19 protein-coding genes and 1 pseudogene are annotated in these 23,989 nt (G+C 48.0%); 15 read left to right on the top strand and 5 right to left on the bottom strand.

Translation table 11 applies throughout. The features are described 5' to 3' along the window. Window positions 1-130: 130 nt before the first annotated feature. From ACTHSW_RS05460 to ACTHSW_RS05445, 4 genes are all read right to left on the bottom strand, one after another. On the bottom strand, window positions 131-547 hold the full coding sequence (locus ACTHSW_RS05460) for a low molecular weight protein tyrosine phosphatase family protein (protein WP_234395576.1): 417 nt from the start codon (window positions 545-547) through the stop codon (window positions 131-133). Continuing rightward, on the bottom strand, window positions 528-743 hold the full coding sequence (locus tag ACTHSW_RS05455; protein ID WP_004519973.1) for a hypothetical protein: 216 nt from the start codon (window positions 741-743) through the stop codon (window positions 528-530). The genes ACTHSW_RS05460 and ACTHSW_RS05455 overlap by 20 nt, the downstream gene beginning before the upstream one ends. Before the next feature lie 187 nt (window positions 744-930). Next, window positions 931-2,238, bottom strand: a complete 1,308-nt coding sequence (locus ACTHSW_RS05450; protein WP_070461712.1) for a replication-associated recombination protein A — start codon at window positions 2,236-2,238, stop codon at window positions 931-933. 63 nt (window positions 2,239-2,301) lie between these two features. Next, window positions 2,302-3,561: a hypothetical protein gene (locus ACTHSW_RS05445; protein WP_070461710.1), complete on the bottom strand. Its 1,260-nt coding sequence runs from the start codon at window positions 3,559-3,561 to the stop codon at window positions 2,302-2,304. A 147-nt stretch (window positions 3,562-3,708) separates the two neighbouring features. Between ACTHSW_RS05445 and ACTHSW_RS05440 the strand changes: the two genes are divergently transcribed. The 15 genes and pseudogenes from ACTHSW_RS05440 (at window position 3,709) to ACTHSW_RS05370 (ending at window position 20,249) form a co-directional block, all read left to right on the top strand. Continuing rightward, window positions 3,709-4,080, top strand: coding sequence for a hypothetical protein (locus ACTHSW_RS05440; RefSeq protein ID WP_049229122.1), 372 nt, complete (start codon window positions 3,709-3,711; stop codon window positions 4,078-4,080). A 143-nt stretch (window positions 4,081-4,223) separates the two neighbouring features. Beyond that, entirely contained in the window at window positions 4,224-5,633 is a 1,410-nt protein-coding gene (thrC, locus tag ACTHSW_RS05435) for a threonine synthase (protein ID WP_070461708.1), read from the top strand. A 227-nt stretch (window positions 5,634-5,860) separates the two neighbouring features. Beyond that, on the top strand, window positions 5,861-7,627 hold the full coding sequence (msbA, locus tag ACTHSW_RS05430; protein ID WP_070461706.1) for a lipid A export permease/ATP-binding protein MsbA: 1,767 nt from the start codon (window positions 5,861-5,863) through the stop codon (window positions 7,625-7,627). Between the two features lie 85 nt (window positions 7,628-7,712). Then, the gene (locus tag ACTHSW_RS05425) at window positions 7,713-8,489 is read left to right on the top strand and encodes a ferredoxin--NADP reductase (RefSeq protein WP_070461704.1); all 777 of its coding nucleotides are present in this window, start codon (window positions 7,713-7,715) and stop codon (window positions 8,487-8,489) included. A 71-nt stretch (window positions 8,490-8,560) separates the two neighbouring features. Continuing rightward, window positions 8,561-9,196 (top strand): annotated as a pseudogene (locus tag ACTHSW_RS05420) (uroporphyrinogen-III synthase); the annotation flags it as partial. A 216-nt stretch (window positions 9,197-9,412) separates the two neighbouring features. Continuing rightward, window positions 9,413-10,684: a uroporphyrinogen-III C-methyltransferase gene (locus tag ACTHSW_RS05415; RefSeq protein WP_234395981.1), complete on the top strand. Its 1,272-nt coding sequence runs from the start codon at window positions 9,413-9,415 to the stop codon at window positions 10,682-10,684. Continuing rightward, window positions 10,681-11,904: a heme biosynthesis protein HemY gene (locus ACTHSW_RS05410; protein WP_107768978.1), complete on the top strand. Its 1,224-nt coding sequence runs from the start codon at window positions 10,681-10,683 to the stop codon at window positions 11,902-11,904. Before ACTHSW_RS05415 ends, ACTHSW_RS05410 begins: the two co-directional genes overlap by 4 nt. Before the next feature lie 135 nt (window positions 11,905-12,039). Continuing rightward, a complete protein-coding gene (gene hemE / locus ACTHSW_RS05405; RefSeq protein ID WP_004519981.1) occupies window positions 12,040-13,101 on the top strand; it encodes a uroporphyrinogen decarboxylase in 1,062 nt (353 codons plus the stop codon). Window positions 13,102-13,247: 146 nt separating this feature from the next. After that, window positions 13,248-14,741, top strand: a complete 1,494-nt coding sequence (gene cls, locus ACTHSW_RS05400) for a cardiolipin synthase (protein WP_440373787.1) — start codon at window positions 13,248-13,250, stop codon at window positions 14,739-14,741. A gap of 317 nt (window positions 14,742-15,058) precedes the next feature. After that, a complete protein-coding gene (locus ACTHSW_RS05395; protein ID WP_440373786.1) occupies window positions 15,059-17,155 on the top strand; it encodes a TonB-dependent receptor plug domain-containing protein in 2,097 nt (698 codons plus the stop codon). A 463-nt stretch (window positions 17,156-17,618) separates the two neighbouring features. Then, the gene (locus ACTHSW_RS05390) at window positions 17,619-17,813 is read left to right on the top strand and encodes a YgaP family membrane protein (RefSeq protein WP_003685761.1); all 195 of its coding nucleotides are present in this window, start codon (window positions 17,619-17,621) and stop codon (window positions 17,811-17,813) included. 12 nt (window positions 17,814-17,825) lie between these two features. Next, on the top strand, window positions 17,826-18,347 hold the full coding sequence (locus ACTHSW_RS05385) for a rhodanese-like domain-containing protein (protein ID WP_070461697.1): 522 nt from the start codon (window positions 17,826-17,828) through the stop codon (window positions 18,345-18,347). Window positions 18,348-18,426: 79 nt separating this feature from the next. Next, a complete protein-coding gene (locus tag ACTHSW_RS05380) occupies window positions 18,427-18,729 on the top strand; it encodes an ArsR/SmtB family transcription factor (protein ID WP_070461695.1) in 303 nt (100 codons plus the stop codon). Window positions 18,730-18,929: 200 nt separating this feature from the next. Further along, complete coding sequence (locus ACTHSW_RS05375; protein ID WP_107768975.1) at window positions 18,930-19,562, top strand: hypothetical protein; 633 nt, start codon at window positions 18,930-18,932, stop codon at window positions 19,560-19,562. A gap of 288 nt (window positions 19,563-19,850) precedes the next feature. After that, window positions 19,851-20,249: a hypothetical protein gene (locus ACTHSW_RS05370; protein ID WP_070461939.1), complete on the top strand. Its 399-nt coding sequence runs from the start codon at window positions 19,851-19,853 to the stop codon at window positions 20,247-20,249. Between the two features lie 220 nt (window positions 20,250-20,469). On the opposite strand, the gene mfd is transcribed toward ACTHSW_RS05370, so the two are convergent. Further along, the gene (gene mfd / locus ACTHSW_RS05365; protein WP_070461938.1) at window positions 20,470-23,874 is read right to left on the bottom strand and encodes a transcription-repair coupling factor; all 3,405 of its coding nucleotides are present in this window, start codon (window positions 23,872-23,874) and stop codon (window positions 20,470-20,472) included. Window positions 23,875-23,989 lie beyond the last annotated feature (115 nt).

Raw genomic sequence — 23,989 nt, 5'->3', positions numbered from 1 at the left:
CTGAAAAATTCAATTTGATTTTAGATTTGCGTTTTATTTGTCAGTGATGCGTGAAGCAAATGATGGTATTGAAATAAATTTCACTTAAAAGTCAATCATATTTTTTCAGATAATCTTACGGAAAACCTCATTATTTATACAGATAAGGCACGACACTTTCCTTCAATATTTCTATCAACTCTTCATCCATGTATCTGTAATCATCAGGAATATCTAAAACAATCATTTCCTTATATTGCAAAGCACGGGGAAACTGTGCCAACAGACGGCTCTTATGTTTTTGTTCCATCACGAAAATCTTATCCGCCCATGCGATGCCGTCTATGGAAACAGTATGCCGCGCATTGGGGCTGGTCCCTGCAGAACGTGCCTGTACATTTGGATAACGTCGAAATACGGTTTCAGCGGTAGGACTGCGCCATTGGTTACGACTACAAATAAAAAGTGCATTCATAAAAATTAAAAAAGGCGGAAAGTATCCGCCTTGTGAAAACCATCTCGATTGAATCGAAAATGTATCTTTTGAGTTAGTCAAACCATTCAGCATCAAATTCATGCTGTCTGAACGGATAAATAAAACCCAGTTTTTGTGCACGTTTGATTTTATTGCTGCGGAGATACATCAAATCCCACTTTTTTTCAGGTTTATATTTCAAAGGATTTTTGCCATGTACACGATGACTGGGGCGTTGCTCTTGATGTCGTCGCCATGCACGGCTACGACTTTGATCTAAATTGTCCATTATCTGCTTTCTAATTTTGTTTCGGAAATCGGGTTCAGCAGCCGCAATTTTTTATGTATTCGATTATTCGGCAAGAAAATAGGATGACAAAATTATAGCGAAATTAAAGATATAATGCCAATATTAAACAATTTATTACGCTCAAAATGGCCAAAGGCCGTCTGAAACTTGAGACACATTTACTGTTTTAATCATCCAGCGCATCTTCATCCAAGGATTTCAACCATTTCAGCTTTTCGCCGATTTTGATTTCCAGCCCGCGCGGGACGGGTTGGTAGAAGTCCGGTTCGTCCAAGCCGTCGGGCATATAGCTTTCTCCAGCAGCGTAGGCATTGGGTTCATCATGGGCATAGCGGTATTCGCGTCCGTAGCCCAATTCTTTCATCAACTTGGTCGGGGCGTTGCGCAGGTGGACGGGTACTTCGTCGCTGGCGTTTTCTTTGACGAAGCGGCGCATTTGGTTGTATGCCTTATAGCCTGCATTGGATTTAGCGGCTGCGGCGAGATACAACACGGCTTGAGCTAAAGCGAGTTCCCCTTCTGGCGAGCCTAAGCGCTCATAAGTAGCGGCAGCATCATTGGCAATCGTTAAAGCACGCGGATCGGCCAAGCCGATATCTTCCCATGCCATGCGGACAATGCGGCGGGCAAGATAGCGCGGGTCAGTACCGCCGTCGAGCATACGGCAGAACCAATACAATGCCGCGTTAGGATGCGAACCGCGCACGGATTTGTGCAGGGCGGAGATTTGGTTGTAGAAACTCTCACCGCCTTTGTCGAAACGGCGGATTTGCGCGCCCAAACTATCAGCAAGGAATTCGGCGGTTAAGGTTTTCAGACGGCGTGTATTAGCAGCGCGTAAAAGCTGCTCGATCAAGTTCAACAATCTGCGCGCATCGCCGTCGGCAGTATTGACGAGCAGCTCCTGCGCATCTGCTTCAATCGTAAAACCTTGGTATTCGGGCAAAGCCAATACTTTGGCAATCAGCTTCTTCAGGTCGTCTGAAGACAAGGATTGCAAAACATACACCTGCGCCCTGCTGAGCAATGCCGGATTGACTTCAAATGACGGGTTTTCCGTGGTAGCGCCGATAAAGGTTAATAAACCGCTTTCGACATAAGGCAAAAATGCGTCCTGTTGCGCTTTGTTGAAGCGGTGTACCTCGTCAACAAACAAAATTGTCGCGCGCCCTTGCTGCAAGGCAATTTCAGCTTTCTCAATTGCCTCTCGTATGTCTTTTACACCTGAAAATACGGCGGAAACCGGCAGAAACTGGGCATTGAAACTCTGCGCCAAAATCCGCGCCAACGTCGTCTTGCCCACGCCCGGCGGCCCCCACAGCAACATAGAATGCGGCTTCCCGCCTTCCACCGCCACGCGCAAAGGTTTACCTTCGCCGATTAAGTGCTGCTGCCCGATGACATCGTCTAAAGAATGCGGGCGCAGGCGTTCGGCAAGCGGCGCATCAGGTTGGCGGGTAAAGAGGTCGGCCATGGCGGTTTCCGTGAAAGAGGGTTTTCAGACGACGTGGATTATAGCAGGTCATATGAAAGCGGATTAACGCTCTTTGGGCATAATATCAATATAGTTTTTATTCAAAATTTGCAGGAATTTCCCACTGATAACGATACATTCTGTTGCTAATTTTGCGGCTTCCTTTTTTCCTTTGTTGTTTTCAGCAGTCGGCGGGCAGAAGACCTTAGTGTCGCCTAAGTTCCAAGCCATATAGCCGTATAGGGCGTTGTTACGCTGTTCGGGGATTGAAGAACAGGAAATGCCTTTTTTTACTTTTTCTTTTTCTGAAAGTGCAGAGCATTTGAATTTTTGTTTTAACTTGAACAAGTCATTTCTGTCAATTCCGCTGGTTTCTTGGAAGCCATTGTTTTGTTGAAAATTATTATGTAATAAGTACCATGAGGAATTCTCAGGGGTTTCGGCAAAACGAGCAAAATGGACTGAGTTTAGTGATAGTTTATTGCTTGGGATTAAATGAAGAAAAATTACGTATGCATGAGTTAAAAATAAGAATATAAAAATCTTTATATTTCTTTTGTAATCTTTATCAAATCCTAACATGCAAGCTGTGGAACATGTTGTAAATATAAAAAATAAAAATGATATAAATGTAAGTGTATCTGATATAAGAGGATATAAAAAATGATAATCTAATACACAGGAAAATATGTAAAAAATTGAAAAAGATACAATCGGCTTTGAAGTATTCCATCCTTGCCCTGATTTAGCGTTTATTCCTAATAAAAATGCCACGAAAAATTTGAAATATAAAAATAATACTATGCCTCCAAAAATAGTAGCAGTAGCTATTAAAGCAGGTGGATTAGTAATTACTTCAGGAAAAATGCTTAATTGATCTATGATTTTAAGATAATCATATATAAAAAATCCACCAATAAATGTTCCTAATATTGCTGAGAACCCTAATAATTTACTGATGATTTCCAAATAATCAGAGAGTTTTCTTTGCTCTTCTGGTTGCTCAACTGTCTCAGCTTGTTTAATTTCCTCCTGTTGTGTAGCAGCATTATTTTTAGCAGCATTTTCTTCCGCTTTCTTTGAGTTTTTATTTTTTTCTTGAACATCTCCATTCCATAATTTTTTAAAAAATTTACATAAGCGTGTAAGTTTATTTTTATTCTGTACATTGTCTTTTGATTCAGGCTGCTTATTTTCAGCGGTGTGCTCTGACTGCTCTTGAATGCCTTTGTCAGCCGTTTTTTCTTGATTTTCTTTAGGGTTTTGCGTGTTTTTGTTTAAGTTAGCTTTTGATTTGTTTTTTGATTTAACCGGTTTAACCATTGATCAATCCTCTTTTTTCCCAAAAAAGACGGATTATACCCGACTTTCACAATCCCCCATCTCACACCGCTTACGGTATAATATGCACTTGTTTAAAGACTTTGCGGGGCGTTTCAGACGACCTTGCGGCAAGGGATGGCTATGAATATGAAAAAGATTGTTGCCGTTGCTTCTGTGGCGGCGTTGTTGGGCGGTTGCGCTTATGATTCAGACTCGGCGTTCGGCGGTTTGGGCGGTGGTACGGGTATTGGCGGCAGCGTGGTGAAAATGGCGGTCGATCATCAGTGCCGTTCGGAGTTGAACAAGCGCAATGAGTGGCGTTTGATTGCGCTGACGATGAGCGCGGACAAGCAGCGCGAGTGGGAAGACAAAATCTGCGGCTGCGCGAGCGAGGAGGCGCCGAATCAGGTGTCCGCGCAAGAGTTGATGGATGTTTTGAATCCTTCTTCGCGCGATCGGGCGATTGCGTCGGTAACGGTGAAAACCGTCAATGCTTGTTTCAAGCGTCTGTATAGATAATGTTTTTCAGACGACCTCTGTGTATCGGGGTTGTCTGAAAGTTTATAGTGGATTAAGGTCGAGATAGGGCGGCTTGCGGGATGGTTCGCAGGCGGATTTTCTGTTTTGACCGGCAATATTTTTGTTTTTATAGAGAAGAAATCATGAAATATATCAGCACCCGCGGTGCAACCGCACGCAAGCAATTCAGCGAAGTTTTATTGATGGGTTTGGCTCCTGACGGCGGTTTGATGCTACCTGAGCAATACCCTCAAATCGACCGTGCCACTTTAGACCAATGGCGCACACTCAGCTATCCTGAGCTGGCGTTTGAAGTCATGAGCCTGTTTGCCACCGACATTCCTGCTGATGATTTACGTGACATTATCAACCGTACCTACACCGAAGAAGTATTCGGCACAAAAGCCATTACTCCGGTTCGTACACTTTCAGACGGCATCAAAATTCAAGCCCTCTCCAACGGCCCGACTTTGGCATTCAAAGACATGGCCATGCAATTCTTGGGCAATGCGTTTGAATATGTATTGAACAAAGAAGGCAAAGAACTCAATATCTTAGGCGCCACCAGTGGCGACACCGGCTCTGCCGCCGAATATGCCCTGCGCGGTAAAAAAGGCGTCAATGTCTTCATGCTGTCTCCGGAAGGCAAAATGAGCGCATTCCAACGCGCGCAAATGTTCAGCTTGCAAGATGCCAACATCCACAACATCGCTGTTGAAGGCATGTTTGACGACTGCCAAGACATCGTCAAAGCCGTACAAAACGATGCCGAATTCAAAGCCAAATACCACATCGGCACAGTCAACTCCATCAACTGGGGACGCATTGTCGCCCAAGTCGTGTACTACTTTGCCGGTTATTTCAACGCCACTTCGAGCAATGACGAAAAAGTCAGCTTCTGCGTACCAAGCGGCAACTTCGGCAATGTCTGCGCCGGCCATATCGCTCGTCAAATGGGCCTGCCCATCCACCGCTTGATTGTCGCCACCAATGAAAACGACGTATTGGACGAGTTTTTCAAAACCGGCGCATACCGCCCTCGCAACAGTGAACACACCCACGTCACATCCAGCCCGTCTATGGATATTTCCAAAGCCTCCAACTTCGAGCGTTTTGTGTTTGACCTGATGGGCCGCGATGCGGACGAAATCAAAACCTTATGGGCTGAAGTAGGTTCCGGCAAAGGTTTCAATTTGGAATTTGCCTTAAACAAAGTACATCAACAATATGGCTTTGTTTCCGGCAAATCGACCCATGCCAACCGCCTTGCCGCCATCAAACAGGTTTACGAGCAGGACCGTGAATTGATTGATCCGCATACAGCCGATGGCATCAAAGTAGCGCGTGAAGTACGCGAAGCCGGCGAAACCATTGTCTGCCTCGAAACCGCATTGGCTGCCAAATTTGAAGCCACCATCCATGAAGCGGTCGGCGAAGTTTCCATCCCCCGCCCAGCCGCACTGGAAGGCTTGGAAAACCTGCCGCAACGTGTCCGTGTTGTCCCTAATAACGCAACAACAGTGAAAGACATCATTAAGGAAGCTTTGGCTTAACCGGCTGTCTTTGACGACTGAAGAGGCCGTCTGAAACTTTTTCAGACGGCCGCGACTGGTGTTTATGAAGTAGGCAGCGTTATTGCCAATCCAACCGCATTACAGTCGTTATCATATAAAATCAAGGCGTTAAAACAATACCAACTCCTTTTGACTTTCAATTGCAAACATTGTAATGACAGATATTTTCGTTTAGAATTGCATGTTTGCTCTAAATCTGGATTGATATGCAGACAACACAAGCCACATCCAACTGGGAGCTGTACAAGCGTTTGCTTGGATATTTAAAAAGCTATTGGAAGATGTTTATCGTCTCCGTAGTGGCCATGCTGATTGTCGCCGGTACGATGCCGGCTTTCGGTTACTTGCTCAAACCTTTGATTAATGAAGGTTTTGTCGATAAAAACATGAAAAGCATGTCATGGTTGCCGCTGGCAATTGTGGCGCTGTTTTTCATTCGCGGCCTGTTCAACTTCATTAACGAATATTGCACGACTTATCTGTCCAGCCACTTGGTGCAGCGCTTGCGCGGTGAAATGTTCAACAAAATGATGCACCTGCCGACTTCGTATTTCAGCAGCAATACCGGCGGCCGTTTGATGTCTCGTATCTTGAACGACGTCAATCAAATTACCGATGCAGGGTTTAACGTCATTACCGTGATTGCTAAAGACGGCGTGAGCGTAGTCGGCCTATTGGGCTTGCTAACTTATCTGAACTGGCGTTTGACCCTGATTACTTTTATCATCTTGCCGGTTGTTGCTGTATGTATCCAAACAGTCAGCAAACGCTTGCGCAAACTGTCTGCCAACAACCAAATTTATCTTGGCCAGCTGATGCAGGTCTTGGGCGAAAGCATTAATGGTGAACGCGTTGTAAAAATCTACGGCGGTCAAGATTATGAAAACCGCCGCTTCAACCGTATTGCCGACGATGTGCGCCGCAACCTGCTCAAACAGGTTTCCGCCAGCTCTGCGGGTACCGGCATTACGCAATTAATGGCCTCGGTTGCTCTGGCTGCGATTATTTACGCAGCCGCCCGCCAAGCAGGGCTTTCCGGCTTCAGTGCAGGCGATTTTATGTCGTTTTTGTCGAGCATGATCATGATGTTTGACCCCATCAAACGCATGACCGGTGTGATGCAATCCCTGCAACGCGGTTTGGCGGCGGCAGAAAGTGTCTTCACCTTTTTGGATCAACCTGAAGAAAGCAACGAAGGCAAACAAATTCTCAGCCCAAACCCTGGCGATATCGAATTTTGCAATGTTGTACACCGCTATCCTGAAGCCGAACGCAACAGCTTGAACCACATTAACCTGCTTGTACCGCAAGGCAAAGTGACCGCATTGGTCGGCGCATCAGGCTGCGGTAAAACCACCCTGGCCAATATGTTGCCGCGCTTCCTTAATCCGGATGAAGGCAAGGTTTTGATTGGCGGCGTCAACATCAATGAATATACGCTCGAAAACCTGCGCAGCCGCATGGCATTCGTCAGCCAAAATGTTGTCCTGTTTAATGGTACGATTGCTGAAAACATTGCCTATGCTCAAGCTGATAAATTCAGCGAAGAAGAAATTATCAATGCTGCAAAAGCCGCGAATGCTTGGGAATTTATCCAAAAAATGCCGCAAGGCTTGCACACTGAAGTCGGCGAAAACGGTTTAAAACTGTCCGGCGGCCAACGTCAACGCCTCGCCATTGCGCGTGCACTTTTGAAAAATGCACCGATTTTGATTTTGGACGAAGCCACCAGCGCATTGGATAATGAATCTGAACGTTTGGTGCAAACCGCATTGGAAAATCTGATGCAAAACCGTACCACATTGGTGATTGCCCACCGACTTTCGACCATCGAAAAAGCCGACAATATTGTTGTCATGCACGAAGGCAATGTAGTCGAACAAGGCACTCATCATGAATTGATCAACGCAGGCGGACGCTATTCCGACCTGCACAGCCTCAGCGAAAAATCAGCCAAACCGGCAAGCAAGTAGCTGAACACCATATTCCATTCTTTTTATTAACCTTGGCCGCCCCGACCTATCCTTTTCAGACGGCCTTATCCGACAGGAAATATCAATGGCAGCATTCAACACCCAGAAAGTCTTGTCCGTACACCACTGGACCGACGCTTACTTCACTTTCACCTGCACCCGTGACGAATCTTTGCGCTTTGAAAACGGCCAATTCGTCATGGTCGGCCTGATGGTAGACGGCAAACCACTGATGCGCGCATACAGCGTGGCTTCCGCCAACTGGGAAGAGCATCTGGAATTTTTCAGTATCAAAGTACAAGACGGCCCATTGACCAGCCGCCTACAACACCTTAAAGTCGGCGACGATGTCCTTATCAGTAAAAAACCGACCGGTACATTGGTTGCCGGCGACCTGAATCCGAGTAAACACCTCTACCTCTTGAGCACCGGTACCGGCATCGCCCCTTTCTTGAGCATTACCAAAGACCCTGAAATTTACGAGCAATTCGAAAAAATCATCTTGGTTCACGGCGTACGCTACAAAAAAGACTTGGCATACTACGACCGCTTCACCAAAGAATTGCCCGAACACGAATACCTGGGCGACTTGGTTAAAGAAAAACTGATTTACTATCCAATCGTTTCACGCGAAGAATATGTACACCAAGGCCGTCTGACCGATTTGATGCGCAGCGGCAAACTCTTCGAAGACATCGGCCTGCCTAAAATCAATCCGCAAGACGACCGCGCCATGCTGTGCGGCAGCCCTGCCATGTTGAAAGACACCTGCAGCGTCTTGGACGAATTCGGCCTGACCGTTTCTCCGAAAACCGGCGTTCGCGGCGACTACCTGATTGAGCGCGCATTCGTCGATCAATAACGTACGTCAGCAACAGGCCGTCTGAAACCCTTCTTTCAGACGGCCTAAACCTTAATAATTTATCCCACATTATGCCTACTCTACTCATCATCCGTCCGTCCAACCGTCCACAGCAAGATATCCAAACCTGCCATGCAGCCGGTTGGCAGGCTCAGGTATTGAGTCCGATTGAAATAGAGTTGGATCATTCGGCGCTAAAAAAACTTCCCGAACAATTCAAGCAAGCCGATGTGGTGTTTTGGGTCAGCCCGACCGCTATTGAAACTGCAGTACCGTGTCTGACCTTTTCAGACGGCCCTAAAGTACACATTACCGTCGGCCAAACCAGCCAACATACTTTGGCACAATTCTCCCCCTATCCCGCCTTCTCTCCCGAAGATGGTAACGACAGCGAAGCCGTCTTGAGAATGCCTATTTGGAAAACCCTGCCACCCAACGCCCGAGTTCTAATCATTCGAGGCCATGGAGGCCGTGATTTTCTAGCAGACAAACTGACCGAACTGGGTTTCCAAATCAACATCGCTGAAATCTATTTCAGACGGCCACACGCCATCGATTGGCAGAACTTTAAAACTGAAGACATCGCCGCCGCCTACGTTACATCCGGCGAGCTCGCGCGCGAATTTTTCCATCAGATTCCGCCGCAATTTTCCCGATTCTTCGAATCCTTGCTATACTTTACCCACCATCCTCGCATTGCCGATGCGCTTCGCATCGTCGGTGCCAAACATGTAGAAACCGTCACTTCTTTATCCGCTGCACTTTCATCCATACCACAAAGGAGCCAAGCAGTGAACCCAGTCGAAGACAATAAAGATACCCAACAAGTTGCCAATACGGCAACTACGGCGCCTGAACGTTCTGAAAACACCAGGCCGTCTGAACAAATCAAACCTACCCAACCTCAGCGAGTGGAGGCGAGCATGCCCGAGTCCAACAATCTCCCACAAAACAACGCCCCTGTTATCATCAAACAATCTGGCGGCAAAGCCTTGGCCGCAGGTGCGATCGTCTTGGCACTGCTTGGCCTAGGCGCGAGCGGATTCCTGTTTGTACAGGGTCAAAATGTTTTAAAAAACCAAGAGCTCGAATTCAACCAAAAAATCGACAAAGCTGCGTTAGGCGAATCTGAAAACTCCAGCCTTTTAAAAGACAACCTCAACCGCCAAACCGCTATTCAGACCGAGTTAGACCGCCTGAACAACGGTCAAAAAAACAATAGTGATCAAATCCTGCAAACGCAGAAAGCTTATCAAGAGTTACTCAAAGGCCGTATCAACTGGCTGGTTGACGAAGCCGAATCCATGCTGAACACTGCTTCGCAACAATTGATGCTGTCAGGCAACCTACAAGGCGCGGTCAGCGTATTGGAACACATCGACAGTCGCTTAAGCCGTTTTGAACAGCCTGAACTTATCCCCGTCAAACAAGCCATCAGCAATGATTTGGCCGCACTGAAAAACCGTCCTTATGTCGATATTTCCGCTACAGCCTTGCGTATCGACCGTTTGGAAACCGGTATTTCCGGCCTGCCTTTAGTCTTGGACGGCGTATTGAAACCAGGTGCCGCGCCTGTCGAAGCCACCAATTCAGGAACCTGGTGGGAAAACACATGGGAGAAATCCCTCAATGCCCTCAAAGGCTTGGTTGAAGTCCGTCATCTGGACAGCAACGACGCCATGTTGATTTCGCCCGAACAAACCTACTTCATCCGTGAAAACCTGCGCCTACGCCTTTTGGATGCGCGCATTGCCCTGTTGCAACACAATGGCGAAGTGTACCAAAGCGATTTGAACAACGTTGAAGCAACCGTGAAGCAATACTTCGACAGCAAATCCCCTGCTACCCAGTCATGGTTGAAAGAGTTGGCCGAACTCAAAGCCCTTGATGTCCGCATGATTTCAGACGACAGCCTGAAAGCCAGCTTGAGCGCCGTTCGTGCTTATCAAGAAGGTTCGCGTACACAAATGACGACCGAAGAAGCTACGCAAACCCAAGCTGCCGAGAAAACCGCTTCCGCTCCGGCTGCAGCTACCGAACAAGCCACGACTGCCGCACCGGCTGCCGCTTCTGCCCCTCAATCTCTGGAAGCACCTGCTTTGCCGTCTGAAAACAAAAAAGAACCGGCCGCCGAAGCTGCCAAACCACAAAACCAAACCAAGCCTGCTGCCAAAATTAAAGGAGAGCAAGCATGAAAACCGTCGTTTGGATTGTCATTCTGTTTGCCGCCGCCGTTGGTTTAGCGTTGGCTTCCGGCATTTATACAGGTAACGTGTATGTCGTGGTTGAGCAAACCATGCTGCGTATCAATCTGCATGCCTTTGTTTTAGGCCTGCTGTTGAGCGTATTCGTCTTGTATTTCCTGATTAAATTCGTGTTCGGCCTCTTAAATATTCCAGCGCGTATGCAACGCTTCGGCATTGCCCGCAAAGGCCGTCAGGCTTCCGCCTCTTTGAACAGCGCAGGTTTGGCATATTTTGAAGGCCGTTTTGAAAAAGCCGAACAAGAAGCCGCCAAAGTCTTGCAAAACAAAGAAGCAGGCGACAACCGTACCCTGGCTTTGATGTTGGGCGCGCACGCGGCCGACCAAATGGAAAACTTCGAACTGCGCGACCGCTACCTGCACGAAATCGAACACCTTCCGCAAAAACAACAGCTTTCCCGTCATCTTTTGCTGGCTGAATCCGCACTGGGCTGCCGCGATTATCCGACTGCCGCACAAAATCTTGAAGCCGCAGCCAAAATCAACGGCAACTTAAGCCGCTTGGTGCGCCTGCAATTGCGTTATGCCTTTGATCACGGCGATGCTTCAGATGTCTTGGCAAAAGCGGAAAAACTGGTCAAAGCCGGCGCTATCAACGATTACGAAGCAGAACAGTATCAGAACTGGGCATATCGCCGCCTCTTGAGCGAAGTAACCGATGCAGGCCGTCTGAAAGCCTGTTTGAAACAGATTCCCGAAAGTGTGAAGTCTGGCGAATTGTGCGTCGCGATTGCCGAAAAATACGAGCGCTTGGGCTTGTATGCCGAAGCGGTCAAATGGGTAAAAAACCATTATCCGCAAAACCGCCAGCCCGAGCTTTTGGAAGCATTTGTCGAATCCGTTCGTTTCCTAAGCGAGCGCGACCAGCAAAAAGCCATTGATTTGGCAGATTCTTGGTTGCAGGAACAACCGGACAATGCACCACTGTTGATGTATCTTGGCCAACTGGCTTACGGACGCAAACTTTGGGGCAAAGCCCAAGGCTACCTCGAAGCCAGCATTGCCCTGCAACCCAGCGTATCTGCGCATTTGGTCTTGGCTCGCGTGTTTGATGAAACCGATCAGCCGCAAAAAGCGCAAGAACAACGCAATCTGGTTTTGGAAAGCGTGGCCGAAGAAGAACATCCGGCAGCCCTTCCCCAACCAAATTAATGTGCTGATTTCGCATTAAGCGATAATATGAAATCTACAACAGAACCAATCATTTAATCATTTCAGACGGCCTCAATACATATCTAAGGCCGTCTGAACTTTGTCCAACACACCAAATCAGAAAGCCTATTTATCATGACTGCTCTGAAAAACGACACTTTCCTCCGCGCCCTGCTCAAACAGCCTGTCGAATACACGCCCATCTGGATGATGCGCCAAGCCGGACGCTATCTGCCTGAATACAAAGCCACACGCGCACGCGCAGGCAGCTTTCTCGATTTGTGTAAAAACACCGAGCTGGCAACCGAAGTTACCATCCAGCCTTTAGAACGTTTTGATCTGGACGCAGCGATTCTGTTTTCCGACATTCTGACCGTACCCGACGCCATGGGTTTGGGTCTGTATTTTGCCGAAGGCGAAGGCCCGAAATTTGAACGTGCCTTGCAACACGAAGCCGACATTGCCAAACTGCAAGTTCCCGATATGGAAAAACTGCAATACGTCTTTGACGCAGTAACTTCCATCCGTAAAGCACTGGGCGGCCGCGTGCCACTCATCGGCTTCTCCGGCAGCCCGTTCACACTCGCCTGCTACATGGTCGAAGGCGGCAGCAGCAAAGAATTCCGCACCATCAAAACAATGATGTATTCGCGCCCTGATTTACTGCATAAAATCCTCGACACCAACGCCCAAGCCGTTACCGCTTATCTCAATGCCCAAATCGATGCCGGCGCACAAGCCGTACAAATTTTCGATACTTGGGGCGGCGTGTTGAGCGATGCCGCATTTAAAGAATTCAGCCTGAAGTACATCCGACAAATCGTTGCCGGACTCAAACGCGAAAGCGAAGGCCGCCGCGTGCCTGTTATCGTATTTGCCAAAGGCGGCGGCTTATGGCTGGAAAGCATGGCAGAAATCGGCGCAGACGCATTGGGCCTGGACTGGACCTGCAACATCGGCGAAGCACGCCGTCGCGTCGGCGAACAAGTTGCCCTGCAAGGCAACTTCGACCCGTTTGCCCTCTTCGGCACACCAGAATCTATCCGCACCGAGGTCGCACGCATCCTCGCCGACTACGGCAACGGCAGCGGCCATGTATTCAACCTCGGCCACGGTATCAACCAACACGCCAATCCGGAACACGCTAAAATTTTGGTCGATACCGTACACGAATTGTCCCGTCAGTATCACCGTTAATTAAAGCAACTCAAAGGCCGTCTGAAAACAAAAAACACGATTATCGTGTAAATTTGTTTTTAGACGGTTTTTCTATATACTTAATATCTGAAGCTTATCAGCTGACACCTTCAAACTTAAAAACACATCCACTCCCTCTACCGAATATGAATTTTTTAAAAGACATCACCTGGACCGAAATTTTTATCTTCGCCCACACCTGCGCCGCACTCGTCTGCATGCTGCGCGTGTTGTACAAACAAAAAAATATCGGCTCAACCTTTGCCTGGCTAATTATCCTCTTCCTTTTCCCCGTGTTCGGAACCATCGCCTACATCCTTATCGGCGAGCCGCGTCTCGGCACGGCCCGCGCCAAACGTACCGGCGAAATGAACCGCTTCTACCGCAACTTTGCCGCCACCCATCTAGCCGATATCTATCTCGACATTGCCGACCAAGTCAAATCACGTTACCACGGCATCAGTAAAGTTGCTGAAAAAGGAACGGGGCTGGGTGCCACCAAAGGCAACGCCATGAGCCTGCTCTCAACCACCGATACCATCATCGACAGCATGCTCGCAGACATACGCGCCGCAACCCATTCCTGCCTGTTGGCCTTTTACATTATCGAACCCAAAGGCCGCATTGAAGAAATTCTAAATGAAATTCTTGCCGCCAAAGCCAGAGGCGTAGACTGCTCCATACTGGCCGATGCCGTTGGCAGCAGGAGCTTTCTTGAAAGCGATTGGGTAGAGAAACTGCGCCAAGCAGGCGTTGAAGTACATACCTCCTTACCTGTCGGCATCTGGCGTACATTATTCACACGAACCGACCTGCGCAACCACCGCAAAATCCTCGTTATCGACAGCAAAATCGGTTACACCGGCAGCTTCAACCTTGTCGACCCGCGCTATTTCAAACAAAATTCAGGCGTCGGCGAATGGATAGATGCCATGATGCGTTGCACAGGACCTATGGTACTGGAGCTGTCAGCCGTCTTCTTCGCCGACCTTGCCGTCGAAACCGATAAAAACCTCCAAAACGTACAAACATACCTCAACCAAGCAAAAAACCTGCTGCCCCAAATCCTTCCCGAAAAAATGCAGCAAGGCAATATTGTTGCCCAAATCATTCCATCCGCCCCAGAGCAAAGCAGCTTCGTTATCTACGAAACCATCATCAGCGCCATCTATGCCGCCACCAAACAAATCACGATTACCACCCCCTACTTTGTCCCCGACGAGCCGCTTCTCATGGCGTTAACCGTTGCCGCCAAACGCGGCGTCAAAGTGACCCTGATACTGCCTGCCAAAGTCGATTCACTGATGGTACGCTATGCCTCACGCGCCTACTACCCTATGTTGCTGGAAGCCGGTGTCAAGATCGCCATGTTTGAAGGCGGTCTTCTACATGCCAAAACCATGACCATTGACGAAGACTACTCCCTCTTCGGCACGGTCAACATGGACATGCGCAGCTTCTTCCTCAACCTCGAAATTAGCCTCGCCATCTACGATCGCGATACCACCAAACAAATCTGCAACCTCCAACGTGACTACCTCAAAAACAGCAGCTACATTGCCATCAAATCATGGCAACAACGCTCCAAACTCCGCGGCCTCGTGGAAAATGCCGTCCGCCTGATGAGCCCTTTACTGTAAAACATAAATATTTAGGCCGTCTGAAAAGTACTTTTCAGACGGCCTTTTAAATAAAACACTGATAGACAAAATTCTTTATTGACAGATATTTAAGCTATCCCATCTCTCCCTCTCGGAAAAAGTAAGACTCAACCCATTTCCCAGCCAAAGAATCTTTACTAAATTTAACTAAAATGTAAACTAATTGATTTTTATAAAAATCATATTAATTTTAGATTGAAATAAAACAGAATATATTTATTAATATTCATTAAGAATTTGATAATCATTATTATAATAATTAGAATAAGCAGTCAATTTTTTACTTAGGAAAAATCATGAATAAGGTCTCCTCTCCTGTATTCCGCCTTAGTATCATTACACTCGCATTATCAACAAGCTTCGCTCATGCCGAAAATTTGCAACCCGCAGAAACTGCCGAGCTGAATGAAATTAAGGTCACCGGTACTGCCGTACCGACTCGTGTAACCCGCAACCAGCTCGACCGCGAAATTTCGACCGATTTAAAACAAGTCATGAAAGACCAAATCGGTATGGATGTCGGTGGCGGCAACGGCGTAGCACAGTTTTACAGCATCCGCGGCGTTGGTGAAGACAAAATTAACCTAGAAGTCGACAACACCAGCCAATCCACAAAAATCTTCCACCACCAAAGCCGCTTCCAGCTTGATCCTGCTTTGGTGAAAAGCATCAACGTCGAAAAAGGCACCGGCGCGGCAAGCGCGGGTTTGGGTGCGGTCGGCGGTACCATCCGCGTAACAACGGTTGACGCAAAAGACCTGCTGACCGACGGCAAACCTTTCGGTTTCAAACTGGGCGCAGGCTTGAGCAGCAATAAAGGCTCAACCGGCAGCGCAGCGGTTTACGGCTATCAAAACGGCTTTGATGCCCTGTTTGCAGGCAACTTCCTCAACAACCGTGACTACAAAGACGGCAACGGCAATGTCAATCTCGGCAGTCGTCTTAAACAGCACAGCTACCTCGCCAAACTCGGCTACGATTTCAACGACGACCACGGCATCCGCCTGACCTACCGTCAGGAATACCAAAAAGGCAACCGCACCGACAAAGCCGAGTTCCAAAACGTTGACAGCTACATCGGCGTGGATGGCACTTATCAAAAAGAGCAGACCTACAATCTGGAATACCGCGGCCGCAACGTCGGCTTTATCGACAAAATCGACGCCAACGTCTTCCAAATCAACACCGACGACACCAAGCCTCCTAAAGGCGCTCCTTCTCCAAAAGCCCAAGCTTCCGGCACGGCGCAAGGCGGCGTTCCCATCGGTCAGCTTGAGCTAAGCAAAATCAAAGCGACCGGCGCGAATCTGAATCTCGCCAGCTCCTTCGGCGACGGACACATGGTGAAATACGGCGTCAACTACCGCCACGAAACCTCCGAACCGTCCGACAAAGGCGCATGGCTGAAGATTCTCGGCCTGTATGACCGCGACAAAGAGAAAAAGGCCGAATACGGCGTGTACGCGGAAGGCATTTGGAACCTGAACCCCGTTACCTTGACCACCGGCCTGCGTTACGACCATTTCAAATACAACGCCGCCAGCAAACAAAGCGCGTCGCACGGACAACTCAACCCCAGCATCAGCGCGATTTGGGACATCAACGACAACTTCTCCCTCTTGGCAAACCTCAATCAGGCAAGCCGTGCGCCCCGCCTGAACGAAGCTCTGTTGGCTAACGAACGTGCAGGCGCTGCCGCCGATTTGGACAGCAACCTCAAAGCCGAAACCGCCCGCCGTGCTGAAATTGGCTTCAAATGGCGCAACGACAACTTCAACGTCAGCGGCAGCGTGTTCCATCAACGCATCAAAGACCTCATCGTCTATCGTTGGGCAAAAATCAACAACAATACCGCCTCCATCACTGAACGCGGCAGGATTTACAACGGCGGTACGCTCAAAACCTACGGCTACGAACTTGACGCATCCTACCGCTGGGGCGGCCTGACCGCGCGCGCCGGCGTGTCCTACGTCAAACCCCGTCTGAACGGCGACATGTACTACGGCGAAAGCCCGATTCAAGCGGAAGACCACGAAAGCTCGTTCACCTTCTGGAATACCGGCCGCCAATGGCTGACCGGACTGTCTTACCAGTTTGAAAATCCCAAACTCGAAATCGGCTGGCGCGGCCGCTACGCCCAAAGCGTGAAATACACCGACGTCGCCCGCGGACAAGGCACGATACACGGCAAGAAAGCCGGTTACGGCGTACACGACATCTACGCCAACTGGCAGCCGCTGAAAAAAGACAACCTGAACGTCAACTTCGCCGTCAACAACATCGGCAACAAACAATACCGTTCGCACAGCCAACGCTTCCCCGACGGCAACGGACGCGTGCCCTTCTACGAACGCGGCCGCGAGTTTGCCTTGGGCGTGAACTATCGTTTCTGATGATACGAACGACGTTATAAAGAAATTAAAGGCCGTCTGAAATTCAATTTTCAGACGGCCTTTTATAATTCGTAAATAATTTGATTTTAAAGTGTTTTCTCTCCCTTGCTAGTTACACAACGGATTATCCAGTCTTCAAATCGTCTCCATTGAACTTCTTTTCCGAATCGGTCATGATTTGATTCCTTCTGAAAACTGACTACTCATTCTTCCAATATAAATAAAATATTATATAGATCATCTTCAGTGCCGTCTGAAAATATCAGGCTGTATTTTTACATTTAACCATGCCGTTGGAGATTGATTCTATTTGTGCGTTTAAAAATACAATGCAAATATTCATTACACTTTTACTGTAAACCATTTGACAAAGTCATCTTTAAAGCTATAATATTTCTCATATATGATTTTTGTTATATATGTTTATTTATAGACAATCCATTCTTAAACAAGGAGCAATAAAATGAAACGAAACTTGGGTACTTTAGATCGCGTAATCCGTATTGTTATCGGTGTTGCGCTGATTGCTGCAGCCGCTACCGGACAAATTGGCTGGTGGGGTTGGCTGGGCATCATCCCCCTGGGTACAGCACTGATTGGCAACTGTGCGCTGTACAGCTTATTGGGCATCAACACCTGCCGTATCAACAAAAAATAACGAAGGCAAAACATGACTACGGTCGGACAACTCCCGCGAATTATGCCTTCCGAAGCAATGGCAAAAATCCGTGAGGGCGCGTTGGCAGTGGACATCCGAAGCCAAGCCGAATATCGGGGCGGGCATATTGGCGGCGCATTATCCCTTCCGCCTGAACAGTATCGAGACAAACTGCCCGATGATACAGCCCCATGCCTGATTTTTTATTGTCTGAGCGATAAACGTACAGCAGGGGCAGAAACAATATTGTCAGTGCTTGGCCAAGGTCGAGAATGCTATATTCTAGAAGGCGGCTTACAGGCATGGAAAGCTGCAGGGCTTTCAATTGTTGCCGACCGTGCCGCACCGGATATCATGCGGCAGGTGCAAACCATAGCGGGCAGTTTGATTCTGTTGGGCGTGCTGGCAGGTTGGCTGGTATCGCCTTGGTTTTATCTGATAGACGTGATGGTCGGCGCAGGCCTGTTAACGGCCGGACTAACCGGATTCTGCGGCATGGCACGCCTACTGGCCAAAATGCCATGGAACCCTTAAACAAAGGCCGTCTGAAAGTTACTGTCAAGGACATTATGACTGATAATTCGACCTCCTCATTTGCCGACAAGCGTGAAAAATGACCACTGCCGACAATCAACCTCCCTACGAAGAAGCCTCCGCTTTTCTCAAACTTCTGGCTAATCCCAACCGTCTCGCCGTATTGTGCAAACTACATGAAAGGCCGTACAATGTAACCGAGTTGGCTGAATCATCCGGACTGCCGCAAGCGGCAATGTCCAGCCAATTAGCGCTACTGCGTGAAGCCGGTTTGGTATCGTTTGAAGTAAACCACCGAGAGCGGCAATATTATATTGCCGACCCCCGAGTTAACGAGATGATACAGCTGCTGTATTTTTTTTTCTGTGCAGGAAAAGATTGAAATGTGGTTGTACTGCCTTAGAAAGGCTATTCGGAAAATTAACCTAAAAGGTCGTCTGAAAATTTTTCAGACGACCTTTTTATACTGCTTCTGTATTTACACTTAAAGCACGCGTACGTGCGTACCGCGCACACCCTACCTGCAGCTTTCATGCGGACTAATGCTTGCTGGTGATAAAGTTATTAAGGAATTTGTCAAATATGGAAAAGATTGAGAAATTTAAATCTGAATTATTGGATAACATCTTTGAGTACATTCAGTGTATATCCATTTTTGTCTATAAGAAAAAGATATATTATTTGATTGATTATAAGGCTAATTTCATATTAAACATGAAATTAGACTTAGATTTGGATTTTAAAAACGGTAATATTACGTTAGAACAGTATCAGGATGAAATGAATAGTTATTATTACCGAAACGGCATCTGGCAGTTAACTAAGGACAATTTTGAAAACTATCTTCAATCAGATTCGGTCGTCGTACTGGAAAAAGACGAATTGAAGGCGCTGATGTTACAGGGCTTTAATTTAAATGAGGCAGCAAGATTATATTCCGTTGTCGAGAACAAGTTGTCGTATGATGATCCTATTTCGGATTCTGGCCAACAAAGTGATTTCTTAAAAATCAATCAGATTTCTTCAAGATTACCGTTGTTCTATATTAATTTTGATACGGAAGTTTACCTTCATATGGATTGGGACAGATGTCATGAAGATTATGTCTATGATGGCTGGTTTTCTAAGGCAATGGACTTTGGGTATTTGATACCGGACGAATTTTGTTATTGGAAAATTGAAGGACGGGATTATTGGAAATTTCAGCAATTATAAAAATAAACAAACGATACAAGTCGTAGTCTGCCCAAAACTTGAAGGTGGGGCTGAGTTAGACAAGTGATATTTCGCATCATTTGATAAAAGGTCATCTGAAAGCCTGAAAATCGTTTCAGACGACTTTTTATTACGCTTAAAGCCCACGTTTGTGCGTGCCGTATACACTCTACTTACAGGTTTAATGCGGGCTAAGGCTTGCTTACACCCCTTCTAAAAATATTAAAAATTAAAAGCCACAGGAGATTCGAGATGTCGAGAGATATAGGTTTAAGTATAGATTTATCGATGAATAACAAAAAAATTTCTCGTTATGAAATACTGAAATATTTATGGGAGGATGGTTGGCGTTTTCTCGATAATGGACAATTTACTTATTTGCTGCTTGGTAATGACGACTGGGATTGGAATTCGGCCTCTATGTCGGAACAAGAAATTTTTGATTTTTTAAAAATCAAAAGTAATTCGGATGAAGTTATCGGGTTTGTAATGACATGGTCTGATACCAATATCGGTGGAGACGTCTTATTTTTTCCTAACTTTGAATTCTTATTCAGCATTAATATCAATATTAAGGAAATTTATAATAAAATAGTGGATATAAACTGGTATCTAATTAAATTACTGCCTGTTTTTGACAAGAATGGCGTTCTATATAATTCTATTGTCTATAATGAATACAGATAATTGCCGAAAATTTTGAAAAATTAAATGATGAAAAGCTAATTAATACAATTATATAATTGATTTAGTTAATATTTTTAAAAAAGAGCGTTAGGTGTAGGTCGGATTCTCGAATCCGACAGCTTCATGGGAGATTTTGTCGGATACAAGTATCCGACCTACAAATTTTGGATAAGGAAAGGTCGTCTGAAAATTTTTCAGACGACCTTTTCTTCATCAACCTCTACTTTGCTACCACTCTTTCTTTCAAAGTCTTCAACACACTTTTCACTGTCTTAATCCTCATCTCCACATCCTCCATCTGAGCCGTAAACTTCAACTTGTCTGCCCCTGCCAGCCGGTATTTTTTATCCGTCTGAATCAGCAGGATAATTTCTGTCGGGTCGATTTGGTGGTGTTTACCGAAGGTAACGGTGACGGCTTCACTTGTCGCGTCGATGGCGTCTATACCCAATTCTTTTGCGGCGAGCCGTAAGTGGTGGCTTTCGATGAGGGTTTTAACGGGTTGTTCGGGCAGGCCGAAGCGGTCGACCAGTTCTTCATGTATGGCGTTGATTTGCTGCACGGTTTCGCAGACGGCGAGGCGTTTGTAGAGGACGAGGCGCTCGTGGATGTCGGGGCAGTAGTCTTCGGGAAATAAAGCCGGGCTGTGCAGCTTGATTTCAGTGGTAATGCCCAATGGCGCGTCGAGGTCGGGCTGGCGGCCTTTTTTGAGGTCGCGCACGGCTTGTTTGAGCATTTCGGTGTAGAGCGTGAAGCCGACCTGTATCATTTCGCCGGACTGCCCTTCGCCAAGGATTTCACCTGCGCCGCGGATTTCCAAATCCTGCATGGCAAGGGTGAAACCTGCGCCGAGTTCGTCTGCCGCCGCGATGGCATCGAGGCGTTTTTCTGCGTCTTTGGTGATGTATTCGGGCGTGAGCAGGTAGGCATAGGCTTGGTGGTGGCTGCGGCCGACGCGCCCACGAAGCTGGTGCAGTTGCGCCAGCCCGAATTTGTCGGCGCGGTTGATGATGATGGTGTTGGCGTTGGGGATGTCGATGCCGGTTTCGATGATGGTTGAACAGAGCAACACGTTAAATCGTTGCTGCAAAAAGTCGCGCATGACTTGTTCCAGCTCGCGCTCGCGCAGTTGTCCGTGCGCCACGCCGATGCGGGCTTCGGGCAGCAGGGTTTCCAGCCGCTCGCGCATATTCTCAATCGTATCCACTTCATTGTGCAGGAAAAACACTTGTCCGCCGCGTTTGAGTTCGCGCAATACGGCTTCGCGCACGCTGCCTTCGCTGAAGGGTTTGACAAAGGTTTTGACGGCGAGGCGGCGGCTGGGCGCGGTAGTAATCAGTGAGAAGTCGCGCAGACCTTCGAGCGCCATGCTGAGGGTGCGTGGAATCGGTGTGGCGGTCATGGTGAGGATATCGACATTGGCGCGCAGGAGTTTGAGCTGCTCTTTTTGGCGCACGCCGAAACGGTGTTCTTCATCGATAATCACTAAACCTAAGTTTTTGAATTTGATGTCGTCTTGCACCAATTTGTGCGTACCGATAACAATATCGACCGTGCCGTCCGCCATGCCTTCGAGCGCGGCTTTGGTGGCTTTGCTGTTGTTGAAACGCGAAAGGCTAGCGACTTTCACAGGGAAATCGGCGAAACGGTCGGCAAAGTTTTGCGCGTGCTGCTCGACCAGAAGCGTGGTTGGGGCGAGTACGGCGACCTGTTTGCCACCCATCACCGCCACAAATGCGGCGCGCAGGGCAACTTCGGTTTTGCCGAAGCCGACATCGCCGCACACAAGGCGGTCCATCGGCTTCGCCTGTGTCAAATCTTTAATCACGGCGGCAATGGCGGCGGCCTGGTCTTCGGTTTCCTCGTAGCCGAAGCCATCGGCAAACGCCTGATAGTCCAACTCGTTGATTTCAAACTTATGTCCCGATTGGGCGGCGCGTTGGGCGTAGAGGTTGAGCAACTCGGCGGCGGTATCGCGCGCTTTTTCGGCGGCTTTGCGTTTCGCCTTGTTCCACGCGCCACTGCCGAGCTTGTGCAAAGTAACGTTTTCATGCGCCTGACCGGAGTAGCGGCTGATTAAATGCAGCTGCGAAACAGGCACATAAAGCTGCGCTTCGCCCGCATATTCGAGCAACATCATTTCGTTGGTTTCATCGCCCAAGTCCATTGTGACCAAGCCCATATACCGCCCGATGCCGTGTTCTTCGTGCACGACAGGGTCGCCAATATTGATTTCGGCAAGGTCGCGCAACAGGCCGTCTGAAACGGCGGCGTGTTTCTTACGATGATGTTTGCGCGAGCGGGCAACATATTGATAAAGATCGGATTCGGTAATGACCGCGATGTTTTGATCTTCTAATTTAAACCCGTAAGCTAACGGCGCCACTGTAATCATCAGCGGCTCATGCGCCGACAAAAAGCCCTGCCAGTCGGACACGCTTTTGGCTTTTAAGCCGTTTTGCTGCAAGAAGCCGAGCATGGTTTCGCGTCGTCCTAAACTTTCGGCGCACAGCAAAATCCGTCCGTCAAAGGCCGTCTGAAAATCTTTCAATGCCTGCAACGGCTCATCTGCTTGGCGGTTGACGGCCAAGTTTGGCAACGTATGTTCATCACCAAAAATATCCGGCAATACCTGACCATAATTTTTCAGACGGCCTGCAAAGACATCAGAAGAGAGATACAAATGCTGTGGAAGCAAAGGCGGATAGGTTTCGTCGCCCTGCGCCATGGCGTAACGCGATTTGACGTCGCTCCAAAAACGGTTTGCCTCGGCGTGAACGTCGCCCAAAGAGACAAACAGCGCATCTTCGCCGATATAGTCAAACAGCGTTTCCAGCTCGTTTTCAAAAAACAGCGGCAGATAGTATTCCACGCCCGCACCGAAATGGCCGTTGCTGACGGCTTTATATACGGCGGCATCGTTCGGATTGCCATCAACTTCCTCGCGGAAGCGGCTGCGGAAGATTTTTTGCGCCTCGCTGTCGGTGGGGAACTCGTGTGCCGGCAGCAGGCGGATTTCGGAAACGGGAGAAATGGTACGTTGCGTTTCGGTATCGAAGGTTTTAATGCTGTCGATTTCATCGTCAAACAAATCGATGCGGTAGGGCATTTCGCTGCCCATCGGGAACAAATCAACAATGCCACCGCGCACGGCAAACTCGCCCGCCGCAACAACGTGGGAAACATGGTTATAACCCGCATCTACCAAATCGGTTTTCAGACGACCTATATCCAAAGTCTGCCCCGTTTTCAGCCAAAACGTGCGCCCTGCTAGAAACGGCACAGGTGGCAGCTTCTGCATCGCCGTAGCAACCGGTACGAACAACACGTCCGCCGTGCCGCTTTTAATCTGCCACAATGCCGACAAGCGCTCCGACACCAAATCCTGATGCGGTGAAAAACGCTCGTAAGGCAGCGTTTCCCAGTCAGGTAGGAACACGGCCGTATCGTGTGGACGGAAAAACAGCCAGGCCGTCTGAAGGCGTAGCGCCTGTTCCGCATCTTGGGTCAAGACAACCTTGAGCTGCTTATGCGGCAGATAACGCGCCAAAGCCAAAGGCAGCGAGCCTTGAGACAGATTGAGCCAACGGGATTTTTCACGGGGTTTGGGAATCGGATAGGTCATGATAAAACAGTTTGTAATAAATAAATACAAGCACCATAGGCCGTCTGAAAAATTTTCAGACGGCCTTTAGCGATCAAATCAATTTTCAATTTTACTGGATACAGGTTTAAAAGAA

The organism is Neisseria sp. P0008.S004, from assembly GCF_051962755.1.
GTDB classification, from domain to species: domain Bacteria; phylum Pseudomonadota; class Gammaproteobacteria; order Burkholderiales; family Neisseriaceae; genus Neisseria; species Neisseria subflava_A.
This window is presented reverse-complemented; position numbering and strand designations above follow the sequence as displayed.